This window comes from Martinezella sp. CNPSo 3890 (assembly GCF_057784455.1).
Genome location: NZ_JBXSOR010000001.1, coordinates 236,503 through 253,854, shown reverse-complemented (window position 1 = coordinate 253,854; position 17,352 = coordinate 236,503). Strand labels below are relative to the sequence as shown.

Genomic DNA, 17,352 nt, shown 5'->3' with positions numbered 1-17,352 from the left:
AGGGGAGAAGGGGAAGGCGAGACTGCTCGATCCACTCAGACATTGCCGAGCGCCCTCTTCCGGTCTTCCGCCTGTGCCGCCAAGATAGCTTTGACCTTCTCGATCAGCTCGGCTTCCGGCACGGTTTCCTGGGCCACGCGGGCTTCGCGCCAGCTGGCATTGTCCTCGATCTCACCGGACAGGCGCTTGCCTTCGATCAGATCCTTGATCTGGACGACGCCCTGGGCACGCTCGTCGCCGCCCTGGATGATGGCGATCGGGCAGCCGCGGCGATCGGCATATTTCAGCTGATTGCCGAACTTCTTCCAGTTGCCCTGGAACATCTCAGCGCGGATGCCGGCGGCGCGCAGCTGCTGCGTGAAGCGCTGGTAGCGTCCCATGGCATCGACATCGCCGTCCATGACGGTGACAAGCACGGGCTCGATCACCTCGTCCATGCCGAGCTTGCCGAGATTCTTCAGCGCCGTCATCAGGCGCGACACGCCGATGGAAAAGCCTGTGGCCGGCACCGGCTGGCCCATGAAGCGCGAGACGAGCCCATCATAACGGCCGCCGCCGCCCACCGAACCGAAGACGACCTTTTCACCCTTTTCGTTGGTGACGTCGAAGAGCAGCTCGGCCTCGTAGACCGGCCCAGTGTAATATTCGAGGCCGCGCACGACGGATGGATCGATCTTGATGCGATCTGCTCCGTAGCCGGCGCTTGTCACGAGGCTGCCGATGAAATTCAGCTCCTCGACGCCCTCGCCGCCTTTGGACGTGCCGGCGACAAGCGCGGCAAGCTGGGCGGCACTTTCGGCATAGTCCTTGATGCCAACAAAGAAGAGCACCTTCTCGATCTGGTCGCTGTTGAGGCCGGCACCCTTGGTGAAGTCGCCGGACTCATCCTTGCGGCCGGGGCCGAGCAGCAGCGCCACGCCTTCCGGACCGAACTTGTCAAGCTTGTCGATGGCGCGCAGTACGTTCAGCCGCTGGGCGGTCTTGTCATCGCCGCCGAGGCCGATGGCTTCCAGGACGCCATCGAGAACCTTGCGGTTGTTGACGCGAACCACATAGTCGCCCCGCTTGATGCCCAAGGCTTCCAGGGTGTCGGCCATCATCATGCACATTTCGGCATCGGCCTGTACGCCAGGCGCGCCGACGGTGTCGGCGTCGAACTGCATGAATTGGCGGAAGCGGCCGGGGCCTGGCTTCTCGTTGCGGAAGACGTAGCCGGCGCGATAGGTGCGATAGGGAAGCTGAATCTCGTTGAAATTCTCGGCGACATGACGGGCGAGCGGCGCCGTCAGATCATAGCGCAGCGACATCCACTGTTCGTCGTCATCCTGTAGCGAGAAAACGCCCTCGTTCGGCCGGTCGCTATCGGGCAAGAATTTGCCCAGCGCATCGGTATATTCGAACAGCGGCGTTTCGACGGGATCGAAGCCATAATGCTCGTAAACTGCCCGGATCTTGGAGGTCATCTCGTTGACGGCGCGAATGTCGCTGGCCGAACGATCGACAAAGCCGCGCGGCAGGCGGGCCTTGAGCTTCTGCAGTTTCTTTTGTTTGTCGCTCATCTCTAGGGTAATCCGGTATGGGAACAGTCGCGGTTAACTAGCGGATTGGGCTGAATGCGGCAAGGATTGTTATATGTTAGCGGCCGACAAAACCGAGAAAAGCCGGAGAAGGCAGCATAGGGAACCATGCCACACGCAATCGTTTTGAAATGCGCGGATAACAGTGCCGGTCCGGCTCTCGATCTCTGGCGGGAGGCGAGCCGGTTCGAAACCTCTCCATCGATGCTGGCACTCAACTATCCGCCGCATCTGACATTTGCAGTCTATGAAGACATTGCCGTTTCCTCCCTCGCCGCCGCCGCTCAAAAGGCCTTCGCGAACGTGCCGCCGCTATCGGTCGAGTTTTCGGGGATCGACCATTTTCCGAACGAGCTGTTGGTGCTCTGGGCGCGTCCAGCCGACGATCGCGTCCTGAGACGCATACACGGCGCCATTCACGACGAGATCGACCCTAGCCTTTGTCATGAGCATTCCCGCCCGGATCGCTGGCAGCCGCACTGCACCATTGCGATGAAGATCCCGGCGAACGCGGCGGAAGAGGCTCTGAGATGGTCGGCCGCAAGGCCAGCCCAGTTTACGCTCATTTTCGATGTGGTGGATTGCATCCGCTTTCCGCCGATCGAAATCATCAAGGAAGTCAAACTGCTGCCTTGATCGCCTTCCAGTGTCCGGGGAATGCAATTCGTGCTTGCTTTCACGGATTGCACGGTTAGGTTTCTGTTCATGCGCGTGCTTGCGATCCTGACAATGCTGATTGCCTGGTTGCTTTACGGTGCCATGCCGGCGCTGGCGAATTGCCCTGTCTGCGCTTCCGCCATGTCCTTGCCGGCGACCATGAGCATGCATGATGGCATGGCCGATATGCCTGGCATGGCCGGTCCCGCCAACATGGGCGAGCCCCAGCAAACGAAGCCGGAAAATCCTTGCGCCGGCGGCATGGCGCATGTGGCGTCTTGCGCTGCCTGCCTTGCCTTGATGCCGACCCTTGCAGTCGAAGACGGCAAACACGCCATCTCCTATCCAGTGCCGGCGCCCGGCCAGCGCCTTGCCGGTTCCCTGCCGCAGCCGACAGCGCCCCCTCCCCGTTTCACCTGACGATCTCCTGCATTCAATCGACGAGCGCTGCCGCTCAAATCCAGATACCGTTCAGAAACGGAGAGAATCCCTATGTCTACTTCAAAATCGCTGATGCTTGCCGGCGTATTCGCCTTTGCAATCGCCCTTCCTGCCCTTGCCGACGACATGAAGAGCATGAACATGAGCAAGCCGATGGGCGACCAGAGCGCTTCCAGCAAGGCGTTCAACGACGCCATGGGCAAGATGCATAAGGACATGATGATCCACTATAGCGGCGATGCCGATGCGGATTTCGTCCGCGGCATGATCCCGCACCATCAAGGCGCGATCGACATGGCAAAAATCGAGCTAAAATACGGCAAGGATCCCGAACTGCGCAAACTGGCGGAAGCCGTCATTACCGCGCAGGAAGCCGAGATCAAGGAAATGAAAGCCTGGCTACAGAAGCACGGCAAGTAATTCACCCGATCACGAGAGGCGGCATCCCTGCCGCCTCTCTCACCGCTCCGAATGCGGACGGCGGAATATCCCATCCAACCAACCGGAAACGGCGCGAATGCGCACGAGTGGACGAAGCTCGGCATGCATCAGCAGCCACATCTCTCGCACCGGCAGATTGCTGTCGCCGCTATCGACGCGGCAAAGACCTCCCACATTCCCGGCCAGGATTTTCGGCAGCAGTGCGCGCCCCAATCCTGAAGCTGCGGCCTGCAGCAGAGCCTCGGCATCGTTGACCGCAAGCTGGCTGGAACGACCTGACTTTTCTGCCTGTGCGGCAATCCAGCGGGCATGCGGCAGATGCGCCATCGCCTCTTCATAGATGATCCACGGCAAATCTTCTGCATGCCTCTCCTGCCCGGCAGCGACGTAGACGGCATAGTCAAGCGTCGCGATCCGCCTGGCGACGACTTTGCCGTTTGTCATGTCGGCAGGTCTTGCAAGGCGCAGCGCCATGTCTGCCTCGCGCCGCGTCAGGTTGAGATTTCTGGAATCGCCGATGAGTTCCAATTGCAGGCCGGAATGCTGCGCCAACAGGCTGGGTAGCGCGGGGATCAACAGCCGGCTGATGAAGGATGGCGCCGCCGTGAGGCGTACCTTGCCGAGTGCCATGGGATCGGCTGCATCCAACGCACCCGACAGCGCCATGACTTCGGCCTCGATCGTCTCGGCCTTCGCGACCGCGATCTCGCCCGCTGGCGTCGGCAATAAGGCGCCACCTCCATCGCGCGCAAACAGCGTCGTGCCGAGGCGTTTCTCCAGAATGCGCAGGCGGCGACCGACCGTCGTCGCATCAGTGCCAAGCACCCTGCCGGCAGCGGCAAGGGATCCACCCCGCGCGAGCGCCAGAACATGGCGCAGGTCATTCCAATCGACGTCGTGCAATTTTGCAGCTCCTAGCGGCAAACTTACCGCGTGTATCGGCATTATTGCAGTCATAGACTGGAAATATCCAGCAAGGAGATAACGATGACCCTGTTCGCTGTCCTGTTCGAGGACGATCAACAAAACGCCGCCGCGATCCGCAAGGAATATCTGCCTCGTCACTTCGCTTTCCTGGAGGCGAATGCCGCTTCCATCAGGACGGCGGGACCACTCAGCCGGGAGGGCGATGCTTTTGCCGGCGGCCTGTGGCTCGTCGAAGTGGAGACCGCCGATGCCGTCGATCGTCTGGTGAAGGAAGATCCATTCTGGGCGGCAGGCCTGCGCAAATCCGTCAAGGTCTTTCGTTGGAACCAGGTATTTGCGGAGGGCGCACTCCTTTAACCGGAGGCATCGTCACATGCTCAGTCCATGATTGCAGGCAGGCGCGCGGCGAGCAGGTCGATGACCACGCGCATCTTCAGCGAAAGCTGTGGCACCTGCGGCCAGACGGCATAGACGTTGACGGGCCGGCTGGAGACATTGAGCACCTGCATGAGCTTGCCGGCCCGCACATAGTCCCGCACCAGCCAGCAGGGCAGCCACGCAATGCCCATTCCCGCGGCGGCTGCATCGGCAATGACCTCCAGGTCATCAAGACGCAACCGCGTCTGCGGAAAATAGTCGACGGCCGCTCCATCGCCCTGCAGGAAGGTCCATCTCTTGGCTTCGCCCGATCTCGCATAGACGACGAGATCGTGGCTATCGAGATCGGCAATGGTCTGGGGCGTACCTCTGGCGGCTAGATAATCCGGCGAGGCGCATAGCGTCATGCGATGGAGGGCGATCTTGCGCGCGGCAAGGCCGGCTTCGTCCCGCAACACGCCGTTGCGAACGGCGAGATCAAAGCCCTCGTCGAAGAGATCGACCACGCGATCGCTGAAGGAAAGGTCGAGTTCAAGCTTGGGGTGGATACGCGCCAGTTCCAGCAGAAGTGGTGCAGCGCAGCGACGACCAAAAAGGACAGGCATGGAGATGCGCAGACGTCCGGTAACCTCACGCTTGCCCGATTCCAGCATGGCCTCGCCCGATTGTATCTCGTCCAGCGCCCGGCGGCAGCGCTCGTAAAAGGCTTGGCCTTCGTCCGTCAGGCTCTGCATGCGGGTGGTGCGGTGAAAGAGGCGCACATTCAGGCGCCGCTCCAATTTGGCGATGGTCTTGCCGATCGCCGAGCGGGAGAGATTCATGCGCGCCGCCGCTGCCGAAAAGCCCCCGGCTTCGACCGCTTCCACGAATTCCGGAATGCCGTTGAGCATCTCATTCATGATGATTGCTTCCCTTAAGGAACCAGTAAGCGGAAATAATATCGCCACTGGCGATCAGAAAGCAACGATATGCTGCTCCCATTACTTCCAATTTCTCTCAGGAGATCATGATGACGAAGACTATGAAGCGCTGGACTCTCGATACGATTGCCGTCGGTGCTCCCTTGAACCTCACGGAAACGGCGGTTCCCACGCCCGCGCGCGGCGAGGTGCTCGTGCGGGTCAAAGCCGTTTCATTGAACTATCGCGACAAGCTCGTGCGTGAGACCGGCATGGGCCTACCGATCCAATTTCCCTTCGTGCCGGCCTCCGATATGGCAGGTGTAATCGAAGCGGTGGGAGACGACGTAACCAGATTCTCCGTGGGCGATCGGGTCATTTCGACCTTCCATCCCGGCTGGATCGACGGCAAGCCGCTCGGCGATGCACGTACACCGCCCTACAAGACGCTTGGCGGCTTCTATCCCGGCGTGCTCTCCGAGTATATCTCCATGCCGGAAGGATGGTTCGTATCGGCACCCAAGAGCCTCGATTATGCCGAGGCAAGCACCCTGCCCTGCGCCGGTCTCACGGCCTGGTTCGCGCTGGTGGAACGCGGCAAGGTCAAGCCCGGTGACAGCGTATTGGTGCAGGGTACGGGCGGTGTGGCGCTGTTCGGCCTGCAGATCGCCGCGGCCCAGGGCGCCGAGGTCTTCGTAACCTCCTCTGGACCGGAAAAGCTCGAGCGGGCCAAGGCTTTGGGCGCTCATCACGGCATCGACCGCAACAAAAGCGATTGGGTGGAAGAGGTCTATCGCCTCACCAACGATCGTGGCATCGACCATATCATCGAAATTGCCGGTGGCCCGAATTTCGGCCAGTCCCTAAAGGCGGTGGCGCCTCATGGCCGGATCTCCGTTATCGGCGTCCTCGAAGGCTTCGACATCTCCGGTCCGGTGGCACCGCTGCTGCTAAAGTCCCCTACCGTGCAAGGCATCGGCGTCGGTCATCGCCGCTCGCTTGAAGACTTCGTGCTCGCGGTCGACAGCATCGGCCTGAAGCCGGTCATCGACCATCGTTATGGCCTCGGCGAGGTACCGGCGGCCTTCGATCATCTCGATCGCGGCCCCTTCGGCAAGATCGTCATCGAGCTTTGACGTGGAGCCGGGCCGCCGCGAGAAGCTGCGGCCCGGCTTTGAACGATATCAGGCCTTCGGTTCGAAGGGCTGCGGCACGCGCTGGGCACCCTGACGGGCCAGCATCCAGCCGGGATATTGGGGCGCAAGCGCGCTGACCTCATCGAGCTTGGCCATATCGTCGGCATCGAGCTTCAGCTTGACGGCCGCCAAATTCTGATCGAGCTGATCGAGGCGCTTGGCGCCGATGATGATGCTCGTGACGAAGGGTTTCGCCAGGATCCAGGCAAGTGCCACAGTGGCGACGCTTGCACCATGCTTCTCGGCGACTTCGCGCATGGCGGCGACGCAGGCCCAGGCTCGATCCTTGTCGACGGGCGGGAAATCGAAGCTCGCACGCCGGCCCTCGCCGTTGCCCGGGGCGCCCGGGCCATACTTGCCCGAGAGCAGACCACCGGCGAGCGGCGACCAGACCATGAGCCCGAGCTTTTCCTCAGCCATGACAGGCACGATTTCACGCTCCAGATCGCGGCCGGCGATCGAGTAATAGGCCTGCACCGTCTCGAAGCGGGCAAAGCCGCGGCGTTCGGAAATACCGAGCGCCTTGGCGATGCGCCAGGCCTGCCAGTTGGAGACGCCGATATAACGCACAAGACCGCGCGAAACGAGATCGTCCAGCGCCCGCAGCGTCTCGTCGATCGGTGTCACGATATCCGTGCCGTGGATCTGATAGAGATCGATATGATCGGTCTGCAGCCGGTCAAGGCTTGCTTGCACGGAGTCCATGATATGGCCGCGCGAGGCGCCGCGATCGTTCGGCTTGTCGCCCATGACGCCATAGACCTTGGTAGCGATGACGACATCCTTGCGGGGAACGCCGAGATTCTTGAGGGCCTGGCCGAGCAGCTTTTCGGAATTGCCGAAGGAGTAGACGTCGGCGGTGTCGATGAAGTTGACACCGGCGGCGAGCGAGCCTTCGACGATCTTGTCGGCCAGCGCCTGGTCCACATCTGCGATCGAGCCCCAGGGAGTGTTGGGATTGGCTTCACCGAAGGTCATCGTGCCCAGGCAGAGTTCGGAGACGAAAAGGCCGGTATTGCCGAGTTGGTTATAACGCATAGGAGAAATTCCCTTGTGGTCAGCCGGAAGACTCTTCCGGCCGGTGAACGCTTATCTTTTCGCTATAGATTGGCCTCGGCACGGCAGCCGCTGTCGGCGCTGCCCTGGGAGGTCATAAGACAGTCGTCGAGGCCGGGCTCTGGCTCCGCGGCGATCGAGACAACAAGGACATAATGCACCGGAAACCGATTTCAACGCGAGACCTCGGACCGATCACGATGCGGTGACCGACGCTTGCTCTTGCGTCCGTTCGGGCGCGGATTAGACTCCAGTCTTCATATCATGCGCAGAACGGATAGATCGATGACGCAACATCCCCTAACGACAATCGGCTTCGACGCCGATGACACGCTCTGGCAGAACGAACAATTCTATCGGCTGACGGAACTGCAGTTTACCGAGCTACTCGCCGATCACGCCGCAAGCGATGTCATTTCCGCGCGCCTGCTGGAGGCGGAAAAGCGCAATCTTCGTCACTACGGCTTCGGCATCAAAGGTTTCACCCTCTCGATGATCGAAACGGCCATCGAGATCACGGAAGGCGAAGTGCCATCGACCGTCATCGCCCAAATCCTCGATATCGGCCGCGATCTCCTCGCCCACCCCGTCGAGACATTGCCGCATGTGCGTCAAACGCTGGAGGCCCTCTCGGGAAAGTATCTGTTGGTGCTGATTACCAAAGGCGATCTTTTCGATCAGGAGCGCAAGCTTGCGCAATCCGGGCTCGGCGACCTCTTCGATGCGGTCGAGATCGTCTCGGACAAGAATGCGTCCACCTATCGCCGCATCTTTTCCAAGGTGGGCGACGGCCCGGAACGGGCTATGATGATCGGCAATTCGCTGAAATCGGACATCGTGCCGGCGCTTGCTGCCGGCAGCTACGGCGTCTTCGTGCCCCACGAACTTACATGGTCGTTCGAGCATGTCGAGGAACCGACCGACGCACCACGTTTCCGCAAGATCGGCCATCTCGGCGAATTGCATGCCGTGATCGAAGCGTTGCAATAACCCTTACTGTCCCTGCTTCGAACGCGGCGGAAACAGCATCGGTCCCTGATCCTTCTGCTGATCAGCCGGCGCCTGCTGCGCGGCCGGCGGATTGGGGTCGATGAGGATCTCGTATGGCGCACCGAGACCGCGCCGGCGCGTGACGCGCGAATAATAGGGCTTGATCAGCCAGGTCGTATCCTCATTGACGGTGACGTCGGCGGTGTTGCCGTCTTCATCCGTGCCGAAGAAGGATTCATCCTCGCTCGACGAGAGGTCGAAGATCGCCATATAGGCATATTTGCTCTTCGAGCTGAAGGTAATCCGCACATGCTGGCCCTTCTTCAGCGGCAGCATGTAGACCTTGCCTTTGCCGAATTTCGTCCAGCCCGTCAGCCGCTCGAGGACGGCCGGCAGGGCGATCTTTTCAAGCTTTTCGCCACGATCGAGCTGCGGCAGCTGCTGTTGCTGGGTATTGCTTTGCGCATGGGCCACTGCGGCGTTGAACAGCGCAACCATCGTCAGCGAAAGACAAAGAAGCACAGCTCTCACGGTCGCACCAATGCGCAACGCATCGCCTCCACCTCTTTCCGGCAATAGCAGCCCTCGATGTGGTCGTTGACCAGGCCCATGGCCTGCATGAAGGCATAAACTGTGGTCGGGCCGACAAAGGTCCAGCCGCGTTTCTTCAGATCCTTCGAAATCCGCACCGAAGCCGCTGTAGTCGGATTGGCGCGCAGATGGGCAAGGTCGAAGATCTCCGGTCGCTCGGCGGCGGTCGGCTCATGGCTCCAGAAATAGCGGGCGAGCGAACCGAATTCGTCGCGCATCTCAATGGCGCGGCGAGCATTGTTGATGGTGGAAACGATCTTGCCGCGATGACGGATGATGCCGGCATCGCCGAGGCAGCGCTCGATATCAGCCTCGCCAAACTTGGCGACTTTCCCGAAATCGAAGCCCGCAAAAGCGGCGCGAAAATTCTCGCGCTTGCGCAGTATCGTCAGCCAGGACAGGCCTGACTGGAAGCCTTCGAGGCAGATCTTCTCGAAGAGTCTGATGTCATTGACAACAGGCCGCCCCCATTCCTCGTCGTGATAGCGCTGATATTCCGGCAGATTGCCGTGCCAGAAGCAGCGGTCCTTGCCATCTTCGCCGGTGATAATGCCTGTTTCGGCCATTTTCGCGTTTCGTCCCCTATTTCAGCACGCGCTACCGGGAGCCGGTAAGCCACTATCGGATAAATTGAGATCAATCAAACGCTTAAATTCATAGACTGACTTCGACGACCGCGCATTCCGATTCATGATTTACCACTTGCAAACCATCTTTCCAAACCAAGCGGTAACCCTGACAAAGCTTTATCGGCTTCGCGGCATTTTGATGAATAGATGTTTACCATTCGCTCGCGTGCAAGTGGCACCATGGTTTCGACCGGGTGCTTTCGCGCCCATCTTCGGCCCATGTGTAGAGAGTTTGTCCGATGATGAAACATGCCGTCCTGTTTGCCGCGGGCGCTCTAAGCCTGCTTGCCTCCACCGCCTTTGCCGACGATCGCTATCAGTCGCGCCCGCCCGTCATCGTTAGTCCCGATCTGACCGCCCCCTGGGTGATGCAGCTTGGCGGCGGCAACGTGCAGCCGGTCGTCTATCCCCGCCCGATGGCGCGCCGCGCCGCCGATCCCAGAATGGAGCAGCAGGCCAATCCGCAGGTGCGCCAAGTCGTGCAGCCGCGCGGGCTGTTTGCACGTCCCGCCGTGCAGCAGGTCGCCATGGCCCGTCCGCAATATCCGGCAATCCGTGGCCAGATCGATCCGCAGTTCCTGCCGCAGATCGTCGACTATCAGACGAAGGAAAAGCCCGGCAGCATCGTCATCGATACCAACAACCGTTTCCTTTATCTGGTGATGGATGGCGGCAAGGCGCGGCGCTATGGCGTCGGCGTCGGCAAGCCGGGTTTCGAATGGGCCGGCGCTCACACCGTGACCCGCAAGCAGGAATGGCCGGACTGGACGCCGCCGGCCGAAATGATCTCCCGCGAAGCAGCCAAGGGCCATTATCTGCCGGCGCACATGGAAGGCGGTGAAGGCAATCCGCTCGGCGCCCGCGCCATGTATCTCGGCTCCACCCTCTATCGCATCCATGGCACCAACGCACCCTGGACGATCGGCAGTGCCGTCTCCTCCGGCTGCATCCGGCTTCGCAACGAGGATGTCATCGACCTCTACAACCGCGTCAAGGTCGGCACCCGCGTCACCGTCATGTAATCTTGAAGGACAGGGACCTATGCGGCGATACTATCCCATCGAAGGGGCAGTATTCGCCGCACCGGAAAGCCCTCCACTATAGTTCAGACTATAGTCTGATCCGCGATAGAAGAGAGGCCGGTTCTTCCAGGCCATTCTCCTTATCGGGCATTTTGATCTTGATCCCTTCGTCGGTTCCGGTAGTTTCCTAGCGAATTCAACGAGGGGAATGCCATTATGAAAGCAGCATTGTCGATCGTGACGACAGGTGTCGTTGCGGCGTGTCTTCTTGCAGCATCGAACGCAGCAGCCTTCACCGCTTCAGCACCCATTGCGACGTCGGCCACGCGCGCCGACGTAATCAAGGTGGCGATGGAACCGCAAGGCCAGGTAAAGCCGCAGTTTCAGCGGCGCATGGTGCGGCTGGCAACGAACGAGGAGCCGGGCACCGTCATCGTCGACACCAACAACAAGTATCTCTACCTCGTCGAAGGCAATAATCGCGCAAGACGCTACGGCATCGGCGTTGGCCGCGACGGCTTCGGCTGGTCGGGCGTGGTCAAGGTCGGCCGCAAGGCGGAATGGCCCGGCTGGACTCCGCCACCGGAAATGATCGTTCGCGAAGCCAAAAAGGGCCACAAGCTGCCGGCCTATCAGGAAGGCGGCGAAGATAACCCGCTCGGCGCGCGCGCCATGTACCTCTATCGCAACGGTAACGACACCGCCTTCCGCATCCATGGGACCAACCAGCCATGGAGCATCGGCCTCAACATGTCCTCCGGCTGCATCCGCATGATGAACAAGGATGTGATCGATCTCTATGACCGCGTTCCGGTCGGCACGAAGGTCATCGTCGTCGGTCCCGGCAACAAACAGGGCGAGGTCAGCTACCAGGATCGCGGCGTCGATGTGCTGAGAACCCTGTTCGGCGGCTGATAGCCTCCGCCCGAATCAGGCATCAAGATAACGGGCGTCCTTTCCTGGCATGGCATCATTCACGCCCCGGAAGGATGCCCGTATCACTTGCAATAGCTCATTGCGTGCAGGCGCGGATGGAGACACTGTTGCGCCGGTGTTACAGCCTGAAACTTATCACGCTGCACCGCTGAAAAACGGCGCGTCGCCTTCAGTTTGACGTCAGTTTTCCCGCCTAAGCCGTACTTGCCTACCCATGACTGCAATAGAAGTGTCATGGAAGCGCGTTTAGATGGCGGCACTTTGGCATTCGGGGATTTCATATGCATCGTGCATTTCGCATCAAGCAGCCGGCATTCGCCGCGCTTGCGACTTCCGCATTCATATTTGCCGCAAGCTCTGCCTCGGCAGAGATGCAATTTTCCGCTTACGGCGGCATACAGGGCGCGACGGGCAGCAATGTGACCACGTCGGACGGCGCCGATTTCGACCCGAACTGGTCGGGCAAATCCTTCAAGATGCCGCCCTATTTCGGCTTCCGCGGCATCTGGTGGCTCGATGAGTTCGACAAGCCGAACTGGGGCGTGTCGCTCGATTATACCCATGCGAAGGTCTATGGCGATCTCGGCAATACGCCCGGCTGGTCGCATTTCGAATTCACAGACGGCCTGAACATGCTGACGCTGAACGCGCTCTACCGCTTCCAGGATCCGAGCCGCAACTGGACGCCCTATGTCGGTCTCGGCGCCGGTATCAACGTGCCGCACGTCGAAGTCACCCGCGCATCGGGCACAACCTTCGACTACCAGTTCGGCGGTGCTTCGCTGCAGGCACAGGCGGGCGTCAGCTATCAGTTCGCCAAGCACTGGTCGACCTTCGTCGAATATAAGGGCAACTACAACTTCGTGAACAACGTCTCGATCGATAGCGGCGATACGCTGAAGACCAGGGTCTTTACGCACGCGCTCGACTTCGGCGTTTCGTTCAACTTCTGACGTTCCTCAGGCTGAAGTCGCAATCGATCCCTCAAACCGGTTCAGGCTTGGGGGATCCTGTGCTATGCTTCAGCCATGAGCTTTTTCTACTACCAATGTGACTGGATCCATCCGGAAAGCGAGGAGCCAGTCATCGTTTATTATGAAGTCGATGTCGCCGGCGATGTTCCGCGACTGATCGACGTGTTCGCGGACGGCCGCCGGCATTGTATGTCGGTTGCCGACTATGCTGCATTGGGCCGTGAGAGGCCGCGGGTCACCAGCCTTGTGGAAGGCTCGTTCTATGACGGCATCGCCGGCCTGGTGGATGGCCTCTTCTTCGAGGAAGGACAGGATCGCATCAGCATGACGCAGATTGCCGCCGACCGGTTCGAGGTCGAATGGCAGGCTCATCGCCTGCCCACGCCGGACAAGCTGCATTAGGACGCAATTCCAGACGAAAAACCGCTCTGCACTTTTCCTGGAATTGCTCTAAGCAGCAGCCGACTGCAGGCCCTTCAGTTTCGCCGGCATCTCGCCGCCATAGGCCCAGTCCAGCAGCTCCACCGTATGCAGGATGGGAATACCAGTCCCTGTCGCGATCTGGGTGATGCAGCCGATGTTGCCCGTTGCGATGATATCGGCTTTCGTCGCCTCGATGTTCCTGACCTTGCGCGCTTTCAGCTCGGCCGAAATTTCCGGCTGCATGATGTTGTAGGTGCCGGCCGAGCCGCAACAAAGATGTCCCTCCGCCGGGTCGCGCACCGTGAAGCCGGCCGCCTTCAAAAGCAGCTTCGGCGCCATAGTGATCTTCTGTCCATGCTGCATGGAGCAGGCGGAATGATAGGCGACCGCGATGCCGCGCGGCATATGTGACGGAAGGTCGAGACTTGCGAGATATTCCGTGACGTCCTTGGCAAGCGCCGAGACCCTTGCCGCCTTGTCTGCATAGGCCGGATCGAGGCGCAGCATATGACCATAATCCTTGATCGTCGTGCCGCAGCCTGAGGCGGTGACGATGATGGCATCAAGCCCTCCGGCCTCGATCTCGCGCAGCCACACATCGACATTGGCGCGGGCGGCGGCGAGCGCCTGTTCCTCGCGGCCCATGTGATGAACCAGCGAACCGCAGCACGCTTCCCCCTCCGGCACGACGACCTCGACACCGAGGCGCGTCAGCAGGCGGATGGTGGCCGCGTTGATTTCGGGATCGAGCACCGGCTGGGCGCAGCCCGTCAGGATCGCCACGCGACCGCGCCGCTCCGCTTGCGGCTCGTAGCGGGCGGGCTTGGCAAAGGCAGATGGCGCTGGGATGCTGCGCGGCGCAAGATCGAGCATGGCAGCGAAAGCCTTCAATGCTGGAACGCGCTTCAACAGCCCCTTGAACGGTCGGCCAAAGTTCGCAAGCTGCAGGGCCAGCCGGAACCGGCGGGGATAGGGCAAAACAGCGGCCAGCACATTGCGGGTCAGCCGGTCCATCAGCGGACGTTTGTAGGTATTCTCGACATGAACGCGCGCATGGTCGATCAGGTGCATGTAATCGACGCCTGAGGGACAGGTCGTGGTGCAGGCAAGGCAGGAAAGGCAGCGGTCGATATGTGTTACCACTTCGGCATCGGCTGGCCGGCCGTTTTCCAGCATATCCTTGATGAGATAGATGCGGCCGCGCGGGCTGTCGAGCTCATTGCCGAGCGTCACGTAGGTCGGACAGGTGGCGGTGCAGAAGCCGCAATGCACGCATTTGCGCAGGATCGCCTCGGATTCGGCCACATGCGGATCGGCAAGCTGTTCGGGCGTGAAATTGGTTTGCATCAGCCGAGCCCTCGATTCTTTCCTACCAGAACAAAGGCGCCCATCATATCCCGTCGAGCCCCCTCATCCGCGCTGTCGGGCACCTTCTCCCCAGGGGGAGAAGGAGGAATCCATCTTCCTCCTCCCCTGCCGGAAAGAAAATCGTGGAATCGCGGCAAACAAGGTCATTCCCTCTCCCCCGCGGGGAGAGGGTTAGGGTGAGGGGGTAACCAGCCAAAGACTCCATCCGCATCACCCCATCTTCCCCGGATTGAAAATCCCCACCGGATCGAACTTTTCCTTCACGCGCGCAGACAGCAGCGCCACCGCTTCGGGCTGCGGCTGGAATGCCGCTGTCGTCGCGCGGTGGGCGGGGGTGGCGCGCATCAAGGTGGCATGCCCACCGCCTAAAGCTTGAATGTAGCGCCTGAGCATATCGCCTTCGGGTTCTGCTTCCATGCGCATCCAGACAAGACCACCCTGCCAGTCATAATAGGCATCCACGCCTTCTTCCAAGCGAAGTGCCGCGACGAGCTGGTGGCCGATGCTGGGTGCCACGGACACACGCCAAACGGGGCGCGTCGTGCCATCCGCATAGGGCTTTACATCGCGGATCTCGCGCCAGAGCCTGCGGCTGTCGTCTTCTGCAAGGCGCTTCACCGACCCGAGCCGGGCCATCGCGGCGGTAAGCTTTTCGCCGCGGACCGAGACAGAGCCGGGGAGACCCTCAATGCGCAGCACAGTCGCTTCCCCTTGTGGCAGCTTGCCGTCGAGAAAGGACCAGGCGACGGTCAGCGGCAGATGGGCGGCGCCCGATACCTCGAGCGGCAGAGCCATGGCCGCAGCCATGGCATTGGCGGCTTCCGCATCGTTGAGGCCGGAGACGACGATCGTTTCCTCCGTCTTCGGCTTTGGCGGCACGCGGAACGTTACTTCGGTCAGAAGGCCGAGCGTACCGTGCGAGCCGGCCATCAGCTTGACCAGATCGAGGCCGGTGACATTCTTCATCACCCTCCCCCCGGCCTTGACGATTTCACCCCTGCCATTGACGAAGCGGACGCCGAGCAGGCTGTCGCGCGCGGCACCGCTGACGAAACGGCGCGGCCCGGAGACATTGGCCGCGAAGATGCCGCCGATCGTCGGCTCACCTTCAGTCGCCATCAGCGGCCTATGATCCATGGGCTCGAAGGCCATCATCTGGCCGGCCTCGGCAAGAGCGGCCTCGATCTCCGCGGCCGGGGTGCCGGCGTGAGCCGTCATCACCATCTCACCTGGATTGTATGCGACGATACCGGTCAAGCCACATGACGAGAGCACCGCTTCGGACGCAACCGCATTGCCGAAGCCGGATCGCGTATTGCCGCCGACGACTGCAAGAGCCGCAGCGCGCGCGGCATGATCACTGATGATGGAGGCCGCTTCCTCCTCAGTCCTGGGATGAAATTCCGTCATGCGGCGCTGCGTCCGTCGAGCGGGAAGACCTTGGAAGGATTGAGAATCCAGCCGGGATCGAAGGCCGCGCGGACCGACATCATCTGGGCAAGATCGACATCGGCATATTGATGACGCATCAGGTCGCGCTTCTCGATGCCCACACCATGCTCGCCGGTGAGGCAACCGCCGGCATCGACGCAGAGCCGCAGGATATCGTTGCCGGCCGCTTCCGCCCTGGCTGCCTCATCGGGGTCATTGGCATTGAAGAGGATTAGCGGATGCATATTGCCATCGCCTGCGTGGAAAACATTGGCGACGCGCAGGCCATAGCGATCAACGATCTCCGTCGTCTTCTGCAGGACATAGGGGAGCTGGCTGAGCGGCACGGTGCCGTCCATGCAGATATAGTCGGCAATGCGGCCAGTGGCACCGAAGGCGGATTTCCGGCCTTTCCAGATCAACGCCGCCTCGGTCGCCGACTGGCATTCGCGCACGGTCTTGACCTTGTGGGTGCGGGCAATGGCGATAATGCTAGCCAGCATATCGTCCATTTCGGCTTCCGAGCCTTCAACCTCGACGATCAGTAAGGCCCCTACATCGAGGGGATAGCCGGCTTTGGCAAAGGCTTCACAGATCTCGATCGCCGGCTTGTCCATGAATTCAATGGCAACAGGGATGATCCCGGCGGCGATGACATCGGCCACGCAGGCGCCGGCCTCCTCGGAACTGTCGAAGCCGAAGAGCACCGGCCGGGCGCCTTCCGGCTTGGCGATGAGCCGCACCGTCGCCTCGGTGACGATGCCGAGCTGGCCTTCGGAGCCACAGACAAGGCCGAGCAGATCGTAGCCCGACGCATCCAGCGCCTTGCCGCCGAGATCGATGACGGTGCCGTCGGTCAACACCAGCTTGACGCCGAGCAGATTGTTCGTCGTGACACCGTATTTCAGACAGTGGGCGCCGCCGGAATTCATGCCGATATTGCCGCCGATGGTGCAGGCAAGCTGCGAACTCGGGTCGGGCGCATAGAAGAAGCCGTCGGCCGAGACGCTTTCGGAAACGAGCAGGTTCGTCACCCCCGCCTGCACGGTCGCGGTGCGATTGGCATAATCGATATCGAGGATGCGGTTCATCTTGGAGAGGCCGAGAACGACGGCATCCTCCTGCGGGATGGCGCCGCCGGAGAGCGATGTGCCGGCACCGCGCGGCACGACGGGAATGCCGTAGCGGTGACAATATTTCATGACGGCCGCCACTTCCGCCGTCGAGCGTGGCAAGGCTACGGCGAGCGGCAGGCGGCGATAGGACACGAAGGCATCGGTTTCGAAGGGCACGAGTTCGCGCTGCTCGTGGATCAGGCATTCCGGCGCGAGAAGATCCGCGAGGTCGGCAACGATCGCGCTGCGCCGCGCCAGAACATCCGCACGCGGCTCCAGAAATGAAATGGCCTCGGCCATG

19 protein-coding genes are annotated in these 17,352 nt (G+C 61.0%); 10 read left to right on the top strand and 9 right to left on the bottom strand.

From position 1 onward, the window contains the following. Positions 1–35 precede the first annotated feature (35 nt). Positions 36–1,559 carry a histidine--tRNA ligase gene (gene hisS, locus AC13RC_RS01235; protein ID WP_488556263.1) on the bottom strand — a complete coding sequence of 508 codons (1,524 nt, stop codon included), beginning with the start codon at positions 1,557–1,559 and terminating at the stop codon, positions 36–38. A 126-nt stretch (positions 1,560–1,685) separates the two neighbouring features. Here hisS and AC13RC_RS01230 point away from each other — a divergent pair, with 126 nt between their 5' ends. The 3 genes from AC13RC_RS01230 (at position 1,686) to copM (ending at position 3,095) form a co-directional block, all read left to right on the top strand. Next, the gene (locus AC13RC_RS01230; protein ID WP_488556262.1) at positions 1,686–2,213 is read left to right on the top strand and encodes a 2'-5' RNA ligase family protein; all 528 of its coding nucleotides are present in this window, start codon (positions 1,686–1,688) and stop codon (positions 2,211–2,213) included. A 21-nt stretch (positions 2,214–2,234) separates the two neighbouring features. Continuing rightward, a complete protein-coding gene (locus AC13RC_RS01225) occupies positions 2,235–2,654 on the top strand; it encodes a hypothetical protein (RefSeq protein WP_488556261.1) in 420 nt (139 codons plus the stop codon). A gap of 72 nt (positions 2,655–2,726) precedes the next feature. Beyond that, a complete protein-coding gene (gene copM, locus AC13RC_RS01220) occupies positions 2,727–3,095 on the top strand; it encodes a CopM family metallochaperone (protein WP_488556260.1) in 369 nt (122 codons plus the stop codon). A 39-nt stretch (positions 3,096–3,134) separates the two neighbouring features. On the opposite strand, the gene AC13RC_RS01215 is transcribed toward copM, so the two are convergent. After that, on the bottom strand, positions 3,135–4,019 hold the full coding sequence (locus tag AC13RC_RS01215; protein ID WP_488556259.1) for a LysR family transcriptional regulator: 885 nt from the start codon (positions 4,017–4,019) through the stop codon (positions 3,135–3,137). 84 nt (positions 4,020–4,103) lie between these two features. Here AC13RC_RS01215 and AC13RC_RS01210 point away from each other — a divergent pair, with 84 nt between their 5' ends. Further along, complete coding sequence (locus tag AC13RC_RS01210) at positions 4,104–4,400, top strand: YciI family protein (protein WP_488556258.1); 297 nt, start codon at positions 4,104–4,106, stop codon at positions 4,398–4,400. A 20-nt stretch (positions 4,401–4,420) separates the two neighbouring features. Here the strand turns inward: AC13RC_RS01210 and AC13RC_RS01205 are convergent, their stop codons facing one another. Then, positions 4,421–5,320, bottom strand: a complete 900-nt coding sequence (locus AC13RC_RS01205) for a LysR family transcriptional regulator (protein WP_488556257.1) — start codon at positions 5,318–5,320, stop codon at positions 4,421–4,423. Between the two features lie 110 nt (positions 5,321–5,430). Between AC13RC_RS01205 and AC13RC_RS01200 the strand changes: the two genes are divergently transcribed. Further along, the gene (locus AC13RC_RS01200) at positions 5,431–6,456 is read left to right on the top strand and encodes a zinc-dependent alcohol dehydrogenase family protein (protein WP_488556733.1); all 1,026 of its coding nucleotides are present in this window, start codon (positions 5,431–5,433) and stop codon (positions 6,454–6,456) included. A gap of 48 nt (positions 6,457–6,504) precedes the next feature. Here AC13RC_RS01200 and AC13RC_RS01195 read toward each other — a convergent pair whose 3' ends face one another. After that, entirely contained in the window at positions 6,505–7,554 is a 1,050-nt protein-coding gene (locus AC13RC_RS01195; RefSeq protein ID WP_488556256.1) for an aldo/keto reductase, read from the bottom strand. Positions 7,555–7,857: 303 nt separating this feature from the next. Between AC13RC_RS01195 and AC13RC_RS01190 the strand changes: the two genes are divergently transcribed. Continuing rightward, positions 7,858–8,562, top strand: coding sequence for an HAD family hydrolase (locus AC13RC_RS01190; protein WP_488556255.1), 705 nt, complete (start codon positions 7,858–7,860; stop codon positions 8,560–8,562). Positions 8,563–8,565: 3 nt separating this feature from the next. On the opposite strand, the gene AC13RC_RS01185 is transcribed toward AC13RC_RS01190, so the two are convergent. After that, positions 8,566–9,060, bottom strand: coding sequence for a hypothetical protein (locus AC13RC_RS01185; RefSeq protein ID WP_173002507.1), 495 nt, complete (start codon positions 9,058–9,060; stop codon positions 8,566–8,568). A gap of 29 nt (positions 9,061–9,089) precedes the next feature. Continuing rightward, positions 9,090–9,719, bottom strand: a complete 630-nt coding sequence (locus AC13RC_RS01180; protein ID WP_488556254.1) for a DNA-3-methyladenine glycosylase I — start codon at positions 9,717–9,719, stop codon at positions 9,090–9,092. A 302-nt stretch (positions 9,720–10,021) separates the two neighbouring features. On the opposite strand from AC13RC_RS01180, the gene AC13RC_RS01175 reads away from it, so the two are divergent. The 4 genes from AC13RC_RS01175 (at position 10,022) to AC13RC_RS01160 (ending at position 13,116) form a co-directional block, all read left to right on the top strand. Next, positions 10,022–10,804 carry a L,D-transpeptidase gene (locus AC13RC_RS01175; protein ID WP_113330142.1) on the top strand — a complete coding sequence of 261 codons (783 nt, stop codon included), beginning with the start codon at positions 10,022–10,024 and terminating at the stop codon, positions 10,802–10,804. A gap of 216 nt (positions 10,805–11,020) precedes the next feature. After that, complete coding sequence (locus AC13RC_RS01170) at positions 11,021–11,719, top strand: L,D-transpeptidase (protein ID WP_113353828.1); 699 nt, start codon at positions 11,021–11,023, stop codon at positions 11,717–11,719. Between the two features lie 302 nt (positions 11,720–12,021). Further along, a complete protein-coding gene (locus tag AC13RC_RS01165) occupies positions 12,022–12,693 on the top strand; it encodes an outer membrane protein (RefSeq protein ID WP_113232119.1) in 672 nt (223 codons plus the stop codon). 75 nt (positions 12,694–12,768) lie between these two features. Next, positions 12,769–13,116, top strand: a complete 348-nt coding sequence (locus tag AC13RC_RS01160; protein WP_488556253.1) for a DUF6881 domain-containing protein — start codon at positions 12,769–12,771, stop codon at positions 13,114–13,116. 48 nt (positions 13,117–13,164) lie between these two features. Here AC13RC_RS01160 and glcF read toward each other — a convergent pair whose 3' ends face one another. From glcF to AC13RC_RS01145, 3 genes are all read right to left on the bottom strand, one after another. Then, complete coding sequence (gene glcF / locus AC13RC_RS01155) at positions 13,165–14,484, bottom strand: glycolate oxidase subunit GlcF (RefSeq protein ID WP_488556252.1); 1,320 nt, start codon at positions 14,482–14,484, stop codon at positions 13,165–13,167. Between the two features lie 231 nt (positions 14,485–14,715). After that, positions 14,716–15,915 (bottom strand): FAD-binding protein, encoded by a 1,200-nt coding sequence (locus tag AC13RC_RS01150; RefSeq protein ID WP_488556251.1) that lies wholly within the window; start codon positions 15,913–15,915, stop codon positions 14,716–14,718. Next, the gene (locus AC13RC_RS01145; RefSeq protein ID WP_488556250.1) at positions 15,912–17,351 is read right to left on the bottom strand and encodes an FAD-linked oxidase C-terminal domain-containing protein; all 1,440 of its coding nucleotides are present in this window, start codon (positions 17,349–17,351) and stop codon (positions 15,912–15,914) included. Before AC13RC_RS01145 ends, AC13RC_RS01150 begins: the two co-directional genes overlap by 4 nt. Between the last annotated feature and the right edge of the window lies 1 nt (position 17,352).

Coding starts and splice junctions, on each gene's coding strand:
- hisS (WP_488556263.1), bottom strand. CDS start 1,559: ATGAGCGACAAACAAAAGAAACTGCAGAAGCTCAAGGCCCGCCTGCCG.
- AC13RC_RS01230 (WP_488556262.1), top strand. CDS start 1,686: ATGCCACACGCAATCGTTTTGAAATGCGCGGATAACAGTGCCGGTCCG.
- AC13RC_RS01225 (WP_488556261.1), top strand. CDS start 2,235: ATGCAATTCGTGCTTGCTTTCACGGATTGCACGGTTAGGTTTCTGTTC.
- copM (WP_488556260.1), top strand. CDS start 2,727: ATGTCTACTTCAAAATCGCTGATGCTTGCCGGCGTATTCGCCTTTGCA.
- AC13RC_RS01210 (WP_488556258.1), top strand. CDS start 4,104: ATGACCCTGTTCGCTGTCCTGTTCGAGGACGATCAACAAAACGCCGCC.
- AC13RC_RS01205 (WP_488556257.1), bottom strand. CDS start 5,320: ATGAATGAGATGCTCAACGGCATTCCGGAATTCGTGGAAGCGGTCGAA.
- AC13RC_RS01200 (WP_488556733.1), top strand. CDS start 5,431: ATGACGAAGACTATGAAGCGCTGGACTCTCGATACGATTGCCGTCGGT.
- AC13RC_RS01195 (WP_488556256.1), bottom strand. CDS start 7,554: ATGCGTTATAACCAACTCGGCAATACCGGCCTTTTCGTCTCCGAACTC.
- AC13RC_RS01190 (WP_488556255.1), top strand. CDS start 7,858: ATGACGCAACATCCCCTAACGACAATCGGCTTCGACGCCGATGACACG.
- AC13RC_RS01185 (WP_173002507.1), bottom strand. CDS start 9,060: ATGGTTGCGCTGTTCAACGCCGCAGTGGCCCATGCGCAAAGCAATACC.
- AC13RC_RS01180 (WP_488556254.1), bottom strand. CDS start 9,719: ATGGCCGAAACAGGCATTATCACCGGCGAAGATGGCAAGGACCGCTGC.
- AC13RC_RS01175 (WP_113330142.1), top strand. CDS start 10,022: ATGATGAAACATGCCGTCCTGTTTGCCGCGGGCGCTCTAAGCCTGCTT.
- AC13RC_RS01170 (WP_113353828.1), top strand. CDS start 11,021: ATGAAAGCAGCATTGTCGATCGTGACGACAGGTGTCGTTGCGGCGTGT.
- AC13RC_RS01165 (WP_113232119.1), top strand. CDS start 12,022: ATGCATCGTGCATTTCGCATCAAGCAGCCGGCATTCGCCGCGCTTGCG.
- AC13RC_RS01160 (WP_488556253.1), top strand. CDS start 12,769: ATGAGCTTTTTCTACTACCAATGTGACTGGATCCATCCGGAAAGCGAG.
- glcF (WP_488556252.1), bottom strand. CDS start 14,484: ATGCAAACCAATTTCACGCCCGAACAGCTTGCCGATCCGCATGTGGCC.
- AC13RC_RS01150 (WP_488556251.1), bottom strand. CDS start 15,915: ATGACGGAATTTCATCCCAGGACTGAGGAGGAAGCGGCCTCCATCATC.
- AC13RC_RS01145 (WP_488556250.1), bottom strand. CDS start 17,351: ATGGCCGAGGCCATTTCATTTCTGGAGCCGCGTGCGGATGTTCTGGCG.